Here is a 12,670-nt window from a genome sequence, read left to right on the forward strand (position 1 = left end):
TAACCTTAGTCACATTGTTAATTTCTTAGGGGGTTATTTTTAACATAATGTTAAAGTATTAGGTTTATGCCTTATTATAAAAATATGTATTTCGGTTTATCTATAAGCTAGTAATATTTTCTAACAAGGAACATTTGACACTAAAAGTACACTCCACTTAACAGTTTAATAGGTAAAGAGGTATAATGAATGAGTATTTTGGATAGAAATGGAGTTTTCATATGCGAATTTTAGGGGCAGTTGTAGGTTTTTTTACAGTGGATTTTCTTTTTCATATCATAGATGCGTTAGCATTTGGGTTGAAAGCTGATACCGGACCAGAGCGGATTGGTGCGGTTGGAATCGGAATCCTCATCCTTCTTTTACTTATGACCTTGTTTTACCGATTGTTTTCGAAATCCTTTTTTCACGGATTTATCGTAGCAACTGGTCTTTTCTTAAGTTTTGATATCGTGGTGTTTCATTGGGTCTTTCAGCTTCACCGAATTACCAGTGGTCCGGAGGCGAATTGGTTGGAGCCCTTGTTTGTGTTAGGGGGAACATTTCTTCTATTATATGGAATTAAGAAAGAAAGATCTGTGAGGATTTTAAAAGATAATGGGATAAGTATGTAACAAAGCTAAAGGACAGGAATACATCCTGTCCTTATATTTAATTAGGATAGTTTTTCGTTTATTTTGCATTCACGTCTGTTTGATGAATCCCGAAAATGTTTCCTTCCGTATCCAGGTAGTATCCCTGCCAGGCCATTCCAGGAAGTGCGTGTTTCGGCAAGGCCACCTTGCCTCCATTCTCCAGAATTTTTGCTTCAATAGAATCGTAATCTTCCACTCCCAATGTACAAGCATAGCCATTCATCGCTTGGTTTGGTTCTGGCGGAGGACCTTGGCGTTGCATTAAGGCACCGTTAATTCCAGGTTCATTTTCCGTGCCGGTAACAGCCCCAAAATAAGGCATGCCTGCATACTCACTCCAGTCTTGAAAGGTCCACCCAAATACTTCCCCATAAAACTTGGTTGCTCGATCCATATTATCAACGTGGATTTCGAAATGAATTGGTCTTCCCATGATTTCCTCCTATTTTGAAAAGAATAGTTTTTATTGGATCTATTATGTATTGTAGTAAAAATTTGGTACTCCTTCATTATGGTAACAAATAGACTAATTTATTCTTATTTACGACCCATTCTAATCACTTCTCTAAATAGTTTTTTAACCTATCCAAATCTTTTTCACAGGCTTTCTTAAAGGTCCCAGCCATCAACTTGCTGAAGAATTTCGATAACCCTGTTAGTCCATTAATTTCCCCTTTCAGAGTCACCTCAGTATGATTATCAGAGGAAGATAGAATATATGTAAACATAAATTCTCCTTTACCTGTTGTTCCTTTTGTTCCATCACAACGCATCACAATTTAATCTGGTTCAGTGAGTTCGACCACCTCAAAATGTTCAGTTGCCTCTTTTCCGAACATCTTTCTTGTTTCTTTCCACTGACTTCCCAGACGAATGGGCCCTACATCTAATCGCTCGATTCCTACTAATCCTTGCATCCAGTGCTTAGCGGAATCGAGATCAAGTAACCCTTTGTAAGCGATTGGTTGGGTTTCCTGAATTGTTCTTTTCACTTCAAAACGAATACTCAAGTGGATCTCCTCCTCTCAACTCAAATGTAGAGCTCCTTATACGCACACCTATATGTTCAACATAACTACACCAAATCCTTCTTGGGTAAGTTTTTAATCCTTCCATCTGTGTAAAATTGTATATTCACAAATACTCAATTATACTGAAATTAGGAAATGTATAAATCTAACAAATACTATTTTAAAAGGAGATCGGAAGGATGAAACTTGGCGCTTTTTCTATTAGTTTAAATGTAAAAGATATACATAAATCAAAGGAATTCTATACTAAACTTGGATTTGAAGCATTAGGAGGAGATATTTCTCAAAACTGGCTCATTATGAAGAATGATAGCTGTATAATAGGACTTTTCCAAGGAATGTTTGAAAAAAATATCCTTACATTTAATCCAGGATGGGATGAAAATGCACAAAATCTTGAATCCTTTACGGACGTACGAGAACTTCAAAAAATGCTTCAAGAAAAAGGAATCCATATCGTTTCTGGAGTAAATGAATCAAGTGAAGGACCGGCATACTTTACTATTGAAGATCCAGATGGGAACCCTATTCTTTTGGACCAACACCGATAATTGGAAGTTGATTCCAATAAAGTAAAGGCTCAGAGCATGAATACTCTGAGCCTACTTGAGTCTATTATTCTTACTTGGCTGGTTCCTCTATTACTGGCTTACCCGTTTCGAGCAATACTTTATTCACCCCTAAGAAAAGGGAAAGGATGAAAATCAATATTCCCGTTCCAACCAATAGCCATTCCACCTTGATCACGTCTGCCATAGGGCCGAAAATCAGCATCCCGATTGGCATCATCGAAGTAGAAATCATCCCAAACACACCGAAAATCCTTCCTAAATACCCTTCATCTACCTTCTCCTGTAATAAAACCGTGGTTGGAGTATTGAAGATCGGCATAGAAATACCGAAGATTGCCATGAAAAGTAGATACACCCAGAAAACCGGAACAACCCCTAGTGCAAAAGTACAGATCCCCATTAAAAGACTCGCAAATGTCATGGTATGAATTTTATTTGGAAAGCCCCCCCAAGAAGCAATAATCCCTCCTCCGACCATCATGCCAATAGACCAAGCGATTTCGACCGCCGTTAATCGCCAAACATCATCACCAAAACTTCGTGTGACTTGAAGCGGTGTCAAAAAGGCGGCAGGTGCCATCAAGATAAAGAATACTCCAAAGAACAGAAAAAACTGTTTCAAAAATGGGTTACTTTTAATATACGTGACACCTAGCTTAAAATCTTCGAGATAGCTTGTTGGTTGTTGATCATTTGCCTTCTCATGTACGGAGATTTTAAGGAATCCAAGTAAGCTGAAGATAGCAATTATTGCCGTTATCACATCGATAAAGAAAATCACTTCAAGTGTAGCCATAGTTAATAAGGCGGCACTCACCATAGGAGCGACAAACATAATGACTGCATGGAGACTCCCGTTTATTCCGTTCACCTTTGTCAGATTTTCCTTTGGAACGATTTGAGGCAAGATCGCTCCTACTGCGGGAGTTTGAATGCCCGTTCCTATGGCACGGATTGCTGCCATAAGGAAGAGTAACCAAACGGCATCATATCCCATGAAAAAAACAATGGCTAAGATTGATGTGGCTGTAGCAATTAACCCATCTGATAAAATAATCAGGATTTTTCGGTTATAACGGTCCGCCCACACTCCAGCAAATGGCGATAAAATAAAAGTTGGAATGAAGCCACATATGATAAATAGGGTCATCATCATTCCAGACTCTGTATGTAATGTGATATGCCACATCATCGCATATTGAACCAAGGCTGAGCCAAAAAGCGAGATGGTCTGACTGCTTAAAAATAATATTATGTTCTTTTTCCAATTTTCCGTTCTGTGCGCTTTTACTGAGTTCATCTTTTCACACCTTCTCTAGTTAAATTACACTTTTATCTACCTGAATTCCCCAGTAAATTTATGTCGGTATAGTTTACATAAGAATATTATAGATATTTTAATCTTCAATCAAACCTAGTCGTCTCAAATCCATCCAAAATATCTTCTAATTCCGTTAAAAAGGTGATATAAACAGGACCAGGTATTCTTTCAGCAAAGCTTTTAATTTCTGGTAATTCCTCTGCTTCCTCAACCGTTTCAGGCTTCTCATCCAGACCGTTCCACCATACCTTTAATTCATCAAAGAATGCATAAAAGTATCGTTCAAATCTCTCAGCCCATTCGGCTCCTTCATCACCTTCCGTCTTCTGCATCATGGACCAAGCTTCCAGGGCGGTGTCGAAATACTCGTTCATTTTTTCCATATAAACACTCCTCACTTGTTAGCAAAAACAAATCATTCGATAGTTTCTTTATTTGAGTTTATAATACTTTGTAAGTTTTGGTAAACTTATATTAAAAATAATGTAGGTGTACGAAATGAAAACCAAACAAGACATTCGCGAAGAAAAGTGGAGCTATCTAACAGAACATAAATTAGGGAGATTTCCATTTCCCTTACAAACTCGGATTCCCAATTTCAAAGGGGCAGAAAAAGCGGCGCATTTTGTCACGACGATGCCTGAGTATCAAAACGCCAAAGTTATTAAAGTGAATCCAGACTCTCCTCAGCTTCCTATTCGCGCACAAGTATTAAAGGACGGAAAAACCTTACTTGTTCCTACTCCCAGGCTCAAAGCTGGATTTATTATGGTAAAGCCTGAATGGGTTCCAACAGGTGAAGAGCGAAAAGCAGCCAGTCTCTCTCATATCAAATCTTACGGCAAAGAAATCTCACTAGCTGAAATGCCCAGAATTGATTTGTTCTTTACTGGCTCTGTGGCCCTACATAGAGATGGAAGAAGAGTGGGAAAAGGTGAAGGATACTCTGACCGGGAATATGCCATTATTAGAGAACTCGGTAATCCAGATGTGCCAATCATTGGAACGATTCATAGTGGTCAATTGACGGATCATGAAATTCCGAGGGATCCATATGATTTAACCGTTGATTGGATCGCCACTGAAACCGGGTTAATCAAGACCCATTCCCCTTATAAAAAGCCAAGTGGGATTCAGTGGGAGCTTGTCACAGAAGAGGAATTAGAGGAAATGCCTGTATTACGGGAGATTCGGGAATTAACAGGAAAATAAAGTATTGTATAAAATAGAACCCTTTGATACTAGTAGAGTCCAGAGGGTTCTTTATGAAGTATGGAATTTAGCCACTTAGAGGTTTTAAAAAAAGTGGGTCTAGGTAATGAGGGTTATTGCTTCTCGTTTATAATCTCAAGTACATGTTGATGTTGTTTTTGAACCGAAGATATGTGTTTGATTTCACTGCTTAACTCTGTTTTTACTTCGTCAAGCTTCTTCATCATTGTCCCATAATAAAAAGCTACCTCTTTTCTCATCTCCGCTTGCTCTCCTTTTAATCCTCCAAGTTCTTTTCTCATCTCCGCTTGCTCAGTCTTGATGTCATGTATATCTTTTCTCATGTCTAGTTGGCTGTTTTCAACCACTTGGAGTTTATCAAGTATTTGATGTAGGATTTGTTCCATCTTTCTCACCTCCCTATCATTTAATTTCATTATACTTCACTGAAAAGTTTTATACCATTGGCCTGGCGGTTTATTCATTCCACCTCAAAAAATAGAGACCCCTGGGAGGTCTCCGAAAATTAGTATATACTTTTAGTTTTTCCCTCTATATTAATTTCACTGGTTATACTATCTTTGTGACAATCTCTCGAATTCAACCTGTGGAGCTAGGACGTCACTTACTTTCTCAACGACCATCGTTTCATCCACCTTGAATACCGCCGATCCTTTAATATCTTCAGAAGACGCGCCTATATTAATTTTATAGGTGCCTTTTTCAAGAATCCAGGAAGAGGACTCTTCATCAAAGGAGGCTAAGTCTTTTGCATTAAGCACAAAAGTAAGTTCTTCTTTTTCTCCAGGTTGTAATTCTTTCGTCTTGGCAAAATCTTTTAATTCTAGCTCAGGTTTTTCAAGCTTTCCATCCGGAGCGTTCACATAGAGTTGAACGGCTTCTCTTCCGGATGTCTTTCCGGTGTTTTTCACCGTGGCAGTGACTTTAATTTCTCCATCGAATTTCTTTCCTTCCTTCACATTTATGTCACTGTAATTAAACTTTGTATAAGACAATCCATAGCCGAATTCATAGGCTGGTTCGACGTCAAAGGTTGTATTATATCTGTACCCAACATAGATATCCTCTTCATAAGGGAATCCTTCTGCTGATCCAGGGAATCGGTCCGCATATGGAAGATCTTCATAGTCTTTCGGGAAGGTCTGGGCCAATTTTCCGGAAGGATTGACTTCCCCGGTCAGGATATCCGCCACCGCATTTCCAAGTTCTTGTCCCGGCTGCCAAGAAAGCAGGATTCCATCTACTTGATCCTTCCAGCTTTCCGTCTCAATTGGACCCTCAACCGTCAACACAGCAATAACTTTTTTGCCTTGCGCTCGGTACGCTTTTGACACCTGCTCGACCATTTCCTTCTGGGAATCAGAAAGATAGAAGTCTTCTTTTGCCCGATCAGTCGCATAGGAGCCAGGAGCGGTTCCTATGACCACAATTCCCACATCTGTATTCTTGGCTGCTTCAATCACGTCTTCACTGATATCCATTTCAGGTAACTTCGGTCCGACTGATCCGAATGTTCCAGGCGTGCCTTTGTATTCGTCTTTGGTTCTCATTTCCGCAACATATTGATCATTCTTCTTAATCAACTCTTCATTGAGTGTGAAGCCTGCATTGCGGAGTCCTTCAGCAACTCCTACATGGTAAGGTGCGTAAACCAGGGCGCTTCCCCTGCCACCCGTATTGATTTCACTCACAGGTACCCCAAATAAGGAAACACTTTGCTTATTGCTAATTGGTAAGGCCGCTTTTTTATTTTCAAGAAGAACCATTCCATCTGCAGCTGCTTTTCTTGAAATCTTGGCATTTTCTGTGAGATTCGGATTATTCGTAGCCGTTTCCCCTTTGAATGTGCGTGTATTAACCACTATTTTTAGAATTTCCTTAATATTTCTGTCAAGGATGGCTTCATCCAGGATCCCGCTATTCACCGCATCCATGATTCTTTGTGACTGTGCGGCACTTCCAGGCATCAAGAGATTCGTCCCTGCTTCCATTTGCTTAGCAATATCTCTCAGACCGAACTCCCAGTCCGTCATAGCGAAGCCAGTAAAGCCAAAATCATTTCTTAACACATCGGTTAAAAGTTCTTTATTCTCAGTCGCGTATGTACCATTGATCATATTATAAGAATCCATAATCGACCATGGATCAGATTCTTTTACCGTAATCTCGAAACCTTTTAGATAAATTTCCCTGAGTGCACGCTGGCTGACGACCATATTTCCATTGTTGTTGGTCCGCTGATTAAAGGCGGCAAAATGTTTGATCGTTGTTCCCACTCCGTTATCTTCCACACCATTAACAAATGAACTGGCCATTTCTCCCGTAACCACTGGATCTTCGGAAAAGTATTCAAAGTTTCTTCCATTAAGAAGGTAACTTTGAATATTCATGCCAGGGGCAAGCAGAAGGTCAATTCCGAAAGCTTTCAACTCCTGGCTCGTCGCCTCTCCGACCTCATTTGCTAACTCCTTGTCCCATGAAGCACCAAGGACGGTTGGAGAAGGAAATTTAGTGGCATAATAGGTTTTGCTGTCATCTGGTCTTGTCGGAGAGATGCGAACTCCCATTGGTCCATCTGCCATGACGATGGCTGGGATGCCCAAACGTTCAATCGCCTGTGTCTGACCGGCTGCCCCTGGTACCTTAGTAGACTGACCGCCTATGACTTCTCCGTTTTCGGATACCAAGCCACCTTTATTTCCACCAACAACCATAAATGCCTTCTCCTGAAGTGTCATCGCTGCAATAACTGCATCAATCGACTTTTCATCCACTAGTTTTGGCGTAGCCGTAAGGACGGAAGATTGTACCGTTGTGGTAGTATTCTCAGCTGCACTTATAGGTATAGTTGAGAATCCCGATAATGCGACCGTTGATGCCATGGCCAATGCTAATAACTTTTTTCTTTTGTTTTTCTTTAACTTCTTTAACATGTTTACCCCCACTCACCCTTCGTCTTTTCAAAGTTTTATTAAAGCGCTTACATTAAGCTTAAATAAAATCAGAATATTCCGCTGATTATTGTTCTGTATTTTTTTAGTTGTATCTGGAATTATTTATTGTTCTGTATTTTACTTTTAACAAACTAGTCCTATCTATTCACTACTAAATCATCATAGAATAGAAATAAGCTTCAAAGTATACCAAAAAACCTCTAGCCAAAGGTAGAGGTTGAATTCGGTATACTTCTATTCTTTCCGCTTATGAGATTTTCTCCTTTTTCTGTAAAAGGACAGCAGCAATAACAATGAGACCCTTAAAGGCTTCTCTTAAAAAAGGTGGAACACCGAATAGATTAAGAAGATTATTCATCACGGCGATAATTAACATTCCGTATACGGTTCCTAGAATCAGTCCTCTTCCACCACTCATACTGGTACCACCCACTACCGCAGCGGCAATGGCATCCATTTCCATCCCTCTACCCGCGTTGGAAAAATCCATTGAACCGATCCGAGACACTTGAATAATAGATGCGATCGAAACAAGGACGCCCATCAACATATACACCCGTAGTTTTACTTTTTCCACATGGACACCAGAAAGTCTGGCCGCTTTTTCGTTGGAACCTACGGCAATAATCTGTCTGCCAAAGGTCGTACGTTTGGACATATAATAAAGGATATACGCAATCACAGCCCAATAAATAATAGGCATGAGCATGTAATTCCCCATTTTGAAACTAGCTACTTGTAAAAATTCCATTGGGATGGTCGTGTTATAGCCTTGCATAAAGTGTTGAGTCACACTTCGAAAGATCATCATCGCCCCTAATGTAGCAATAAATGGAGGGACCTTTCCTTTGGTGATCGACAAACCGATCAATGAACCTAGTAAATAACCGAGTAGCAATACTAAAAAAATCGTAACGATGATGGCTGGTGTTCCTGTTAATCCCATTCCAGCTAATATACCTTGGGAGCCCGTGTTTAAGAGAATCATAGAGAATGCGCCTGTGGCAACTAATGTAGAACCAACCGCTAAATCAATGCCACCCGTCATAATCACAAATGTCATTCCTAATGCTACAATTCCTGTACCTGCATTATTTCTAAGGATATTAATCCAGTTGTTCAACCACGAGTGAAACCATTCCCCAAACGAATCATAATCAAAGCCCAATACCAATGTTTGTACAATAATCATAATGAAAAGGGCTATCGCTGTACTAAATAGTGGTCCATTCGTCCATTTTTGTTTAAACCATATGATAAAATTCCCATTCCTAATGTCCATCTATGAGTCTCCCCCTTCCTATGTCAAATGACCACCTGTAGCAAGAGTCATGATATTGTGCTCATTCATTTTCTCTCCCGTCACTTCTCCTTGAATAACGCCATGATACATGACGAGAGATCGATCACAGACACGCATAATTTCCTGTGCTTCACTCGAAAGGACGACGATCGCAATGTTTTGTTCTGCAAGCTGAAGGATGATATCATAGATGTCCTCCTTCGCTCCTACATCCACTCCTTGTGTAGGATTATCTAAGATTAATAGTTTAGGATTTGCCGCTAACCATTTTGCTAGTACAACCTTTTGTTGGTTTCCACCAGATAGACTAGTAATATTATCCGTGAGATTCCCCATTTTTAATTTCAGAGCGTTTCGTTGCTCAGCAAATGTTTTCTCATGTTTTTTAATGTTTATGACACCATGTTTAGCGAAGGTTGGCCACGTCACAATAGAGGCATTCTCAAAAATATCCATATCTTTGAGAATGGCGTTTTCCTTTCTATTTCTTGGCAGATACGCAATTCCTTCCTCTAGGGCTTGAGCGGGACTCGTAATTTTTACTAACTTCCCATGAAGGAACATTTGTCCGGATGTGATTTGGTTTGCTCCAAAAATGGATTGAAAAAGTTCGCTTCGACCATCACCAAGGAGCCCGGTCACACCAACAATCTCACCAACCTTAATGGAAAAGTGTATATCCTTAAAGAATGGAACGCTCGTAAGTCCCTCAACACGCAATATCTCATCACCAAGCTGTTTCTTTCTTCTTAAGCTCTCTGATCTTACTTCGTACCCAACCATTAAGCGTGCAAGACAAGGAATTGTGACCTCACTCACGTTCCCATCTGCGACCAGATGTCCATCTCTTAGTACCACATATCGATTACACACCTGCATAACCTCATTTAATTTATGTGAGATAAAAATGATGCCCACCTGGTGGTCTCTTAGTGTTTTCATCATTTCAAACACGCGTTCCGTTTCCTGGTCCGTTAGTGAAGTGGTTGGCTCATCCATGATAATAATCGATGCGTTCGTCATCATCGCTCGGCATATTTCAACGATTTGTTTATAGGAAGAATCGAGATCACGAACCATGGTGTTTGGGTCTAAATCGATCTTCATTTTCTGAAACATCTTCAGGGTTTCTTGATACATTTTTTCGAGGTCTAGACGTCCCCTTTTTGTTAGTAACTCTCTGCCAAGGAACATATTTTCATAGATTGGCAGGTCATTAATCAGGTTGAGCTCTTGATGAATAAAGGCAATTCCCGCTTCTTGAGATTGTTTAGGATGACTAAACTCCACTTGTTCCCCATGGATGGAGATCGTACCCGAATCCATCTGATGCACTCCTCCGAGGATATTCATAAGTGTAGATTTTCCGGCTCCATTTTCACCGAGCAAGGCACAAATGTCTCCGCCCTCTATTGTAAAAGTCACCTGTTTGAGTACCTCATTACTTCCAAAAGACTTTGTGATCTCTTTCATTTTAATGATCATCTCATCACCCATATTCTTGATGAAAAGAGAGGCTATAGCTCTGCCATAACCTCTCTTTTCTTAGTTTCTTTGCTTCGAAAATCTTAGTAAGGAGATTTGTCGTCAAGGAACTCGGTATAATTTTCTCTATCCACGATGGTTGTCGGAATAATCGTAACCTCTTCTACTTCCTCACCCTTTAACACCTTAAGAGCTACATCTACTGCATCTTTTACCATCGCTGGGCTGTAAAGAGCAGATTGAATCCAGATCTCTTCATTTTCTGGCATCATTTTAAAATACTCCTGCATTCCTCCCCCGCCTGTAACGACCTTGATATCCGTTCTTCCGGCTTCCTTGATCGCTTGTAACACTCCGATGGAAGTTTCGTCGTCCATAGAATACACGGCATCAATTTGTTTATTACTAGTGAGGATATCTGCAAAATCCTTTAGTCCATCTTCTCGTGTAAATTGTGTGGCATAGGTAGATACATTCAGATTAGGGGCTATTTTTTCGATGGTCTCAACAAAGCCTTTCTTTCTTAACTCCGACACCGAACCAGATGTCGGAACTTCCAGGATGACTACATTTCCTTCGGTCCCAATTTTGTCAACGATATAGTTGGCACCTTGAATTCCCATATCTTCATTGTTTCCAGACACACGATAGACGCCTTCTGCATCAATGGCAATATCAAAGTTGATCACTTCAATTCCCGCGTCAAGGGCTCTCTGTATCGGTACTTCCATCCCTTCCCATTGCGGAAAGGCAACGATTGCCTCAGCCCCCCATGTCATTAAATCATCTAGTTGAGAAGTCATTTCTGCTGCATTGCTACTCGTTTGAATTTGGTATTCAATTTCATCCGAAAGTTCCTTCGCCCGTTCCTCCGCATGGTAAGCAACGGCTGCCACCCATCCATGTGTAACGGCCGGTGCGAGAATTCCAATCTTTTTCTTATCTTCACCGGAATTATTTTCATTATCTGTGTTGGTATTGTTACCCGTTGATTCTGCACCACATGCACTGAGAAAAGTGACCAATATTAATAGGAGTATCATGAATGGCTTGAAAGCTTTTTTCATATCAAATTACCTCCTTAAAATGGTTAACTTGGAATCAATAGACTGACAAACAATCGCCTTCATAAAAATTTTATAGCCTAATTACACTTTTTGTTTCCAAGGAACGTTCAATCGCCTCTAGTAACTGTAGTGTATATAACACCTCTTCATTTGGTATGACATGGTTCTCTTCCCCTTTTTCTATACAATTCACAAAGTAGGAGAGTTCCTTCTGAAAGGCATCGCTAGAATCTAGTGTAATCGGTACTTTCTTCTGATGGGTGTAATACCAAAACTGATGGTCACTGTTATTTCTGTGTTCAATATTTTCACCAGCCTTGATATGAAGATCTAGTACACTTTGACTGGTTTGTGCCCGAAAGGTCATGGTAAAGGGGTAGCCATTTGGCATTCTTTGAGAAGCTTCCACAAAAGCCTTGCTTTGATTTTGAAACGTAAGAGTCGTCATCACATGATCCCATGCACCATAGCTGTTCTTCGTTCCAACGGCATAAACCGATTCTACTTTCCCTAATAGAAAAGAAACAAAATCGATGTCATGGATATGTAGATCAAATAGGGCACCGCCACTTTTTTCCGGGAATTGAAACCAGTTGCTCCATGCAGGTACTTGCCCTAAACGTTTGGCATGAACCAGTTCGATATCTTTTAAAAGGTCACTTTCGCTGTAGGATTTGATGAGTTCGTATTCTGGCCAAAACCGAAGCACATTCCCAACAAATAACCTTACTTGTTTTCTGTTGACTTCTTGTAAGATCCGAAGGGCTGAGTCAACGGTTAACGTGAGCGGCTTTTCGCAAATGATATGCTTTCCGGCATTTGCTGCCTTTAGGATGTATTCTTCATGTAAAAATGTGGGTAAGCAAATGTCAACAATATCAATATCTTTATTAGCTAGTAAGTCCTCGTATTCTTCCACAAAGGGATACGTTGTACCTACACCATCGTCATCCCCTCCCTTTCGCGTGTAAATGGCCTTTACCTGTGCATTCTCCATATGCTGATACGCTTCTAGATGTGTTTTCCCAATGAACCCCAACCCTACAAGTCCGATATTCTTCATAGTTCC

14 protein-coding genes are annotated in these 12,670 nt (G+C 40.3%); 3 read left to right on the plus strand and 11 right to left on the minus strand.

Annotation, left to right across the window (positions count from 1 at the left end):
- Window positions 1-221: 221 nt before the first annotated feature.
- On the plus strand, window positions 222-614 hold the full coding sequence (locus tag ACGLXV_RS12335; protein ID WP_391558834.1) for a DUF2243 domain-containing protein: 393 nt from the start codon (window positions 222-224) through the stop codon (window positions 612-614).
- A gap of 58 nt (window positions 615-672) precedes the next feature.
- Here ACGLXV_RS12335 and ACGLXV_RS12340 read toward each other — a convergent pair whose 3' ends face one another.
- From ACGLXV_RS12340 to ACGLXV_RS12350, 3 genes are all read right to left on the minus strand, one after another.
- Window positions 673-1,068: a VOC family protein gene (locus tag ACGLXV_RS12340; RefSeq protein WP_391558835.1), complete on the minus strand. Its 396-nt coding sequence runs from the start codon at window positions 1,066-1,068 to the stop codon at window positions 673-675.
- A 124-nt stretch (window positions 1,069-1,192) separates the two neighbouring features.
- A complete protein-coding gene (locus tag ACGLXV_RS12345; RefSeq protein WP_391558836.1) occupies window positions 1,193-1,408 on the minus strand; it encodes an SRPBCC family protein in 216 nt (71 codons plus the stop codon).
- Between the two features lie 6 nt (window positions 1,409-1,414).
- The gene (locus ACGLXV_RS12350; protein ID WP_391558837.1) at window positions 1,415-1,645 is read right to left on the minus strand and encodes an SRPBCC family protein; all 231 of its coding nucleotides are present in this window, start codon (window positions 1,643-1,645) and stop codon (window positions 1,415-1,417) included.
- 200 nt (window positions 1,646-1,845) lie between these two features.
- Between ACGLXV_RS12350 and ACGLXV_RS12355 the strand changes: the two genes are divergently transcribed.
- Window positions 1,846-2,217 carry a VOC family protein gene (locus ACGLXV_RS12355; RefSeq protein ID WP_119708280.1) on the plus strand — a complete coding sequence of 124 codons (372 nt, stop codon included), beginning with the start codon at window positions 1,846-1,848 and terminating at the stop codon, window positions 2,215-2,217.
- A gap of 70 nt (window positions 2,218-2,287) precedes the next feature.
- On the opposite strand, the gene ACGLXV_RS12360 is transcribed toward ACGLXV_RS12355, so the two are convergent.
- Together ACGLXV_RS12360 and ACGLXV_RS12365 are read right to left on the minus strand one after the other, a co-directional pair.
- Entirely contained in the window at window positions 2,288-3,538 is a 1,251-nt protein-coding gene (locus ACGLXV_RS12360) for an MFS transporter (RefSeq protein ID WP_391558838.1), read from the minus strand.
- 104 nt (window positions 3,539-3,642) lie between these two features.
- The gene (locus tag ACGLXV_RS12365) at window positions 3,643-3,942 is read right to left on the minus strand and encodes a hypothetical protein (RefSeq protein WP_391558839.1); all 300 of its coding nucleotides are present in this window, start codon (window positions 3,940-3,942) and stop codon (window positions 3,643-3,645) included.
- Window positions 3,943-4,057: 115 nt separating this feature from the next.
- On the opposite strand from ACGLXV_RS12365, the gene ACGLXV_RS12370 reads away from it, so the two are divergent.
- Entirely contained in the window at window positions 4,058-4,771 is a 714-nt protein-coding gene (locus ACGLXV_RS12370) for a 5-formyltetrahydrofolate cyclo-ligase (protein ID WP_391558840.1), read from the plus strand.
- Window positions 4,772-4,884: 113 nt separating this feature from the next.
- Here the strand turns inward: ACGLXV_RS12370 and ACGLXV_RS12375 are convergent, their stop codons facing one another.
- From ACGLXV_RS12375 to ACGLXV_RS12400, 6 genes are all read right to left on the minus strand, one after another.
- On the minus strand, window positions 4,885-5,178 hold the full coding sequence (locus ACGLXV_RS12375; protein ID WP_391558841.1) for a hypothetical protein: 294 nt from the start codon (window positions 5,176-5,178) through the stop codon (window positions 4,885-4,887).
- A 168-nt stretch (window positions 5,179-5,346) separates the two neighbouring features.
- Window positions 5,347-7,725, minus strand: a complete 2,379-nt coding sequence (locus ACGLXV_RS12380; RefSeq protein WP_391558842.1) for a beta-glucosidase — start codon at window positions 7,723-7,725, stop codon at window positions 5,347-5,349.
- 268 nt (window positions 7,726-7,993) lie between these two features.
- On the minus strand, window positions 7,994-9,028 hold the full coding sequence (locus ACGLXV_RS12385; protein ID WP_391558843.1) for an ABC transporter permease: 1,035 nt from the start codon (window positions 9,026-9,028) through the stop codon (window positions 7,994-7,996).
- A gap of 18 nt (window positions 9,029-9,046) precedes the next feature.
- Window positions 9,047-10,534, minus strand: a complete 1,488-nt coding sequence (locus ACGLXV_RS12390; protein WP_391558844.1) for a sugar ABC transporter ATP-binding protein — start codon at window positions 10,532-10,534, stop codon at window positions 9,047-9,049.
- 83 nt (window positions 10,535-10,617) lie between these two features.
- Window positions 10,618-11,601, minus strand: coding sequence for an ABC transporter substrate-binding protein (locus tag ACGLXV_RS12395; RefSeq protein WP_391558845.1), 984 nt, complete (start codon window positions 11,599-11,601; stop codon window positions 10,618-10,620).
- A gap of 70 nt (window positions 11,602-11,671) precedes the next feature.
- Complete coding sequence (locus ACGLXV_RS12400) at window positions 11,672-12,664, minus strand: Gfo/Idh/MocA family protein (protein WP_391558846.1); 993 nt, start codon at window positions 12,662-12,664, stop codon at window positions 11,672-11,674.
- Window positions 12,665-12,670: the final 6 nt, after the last annotated feature.

The sequence above is a fragment of the Robertmurraya sp. genome (assembly GCF_036676585.1).
Lineage (GTDB): Bacteria > Bacillota > Bacilli > Bacillales > Cytobacillaceae > Robertmurraya_A.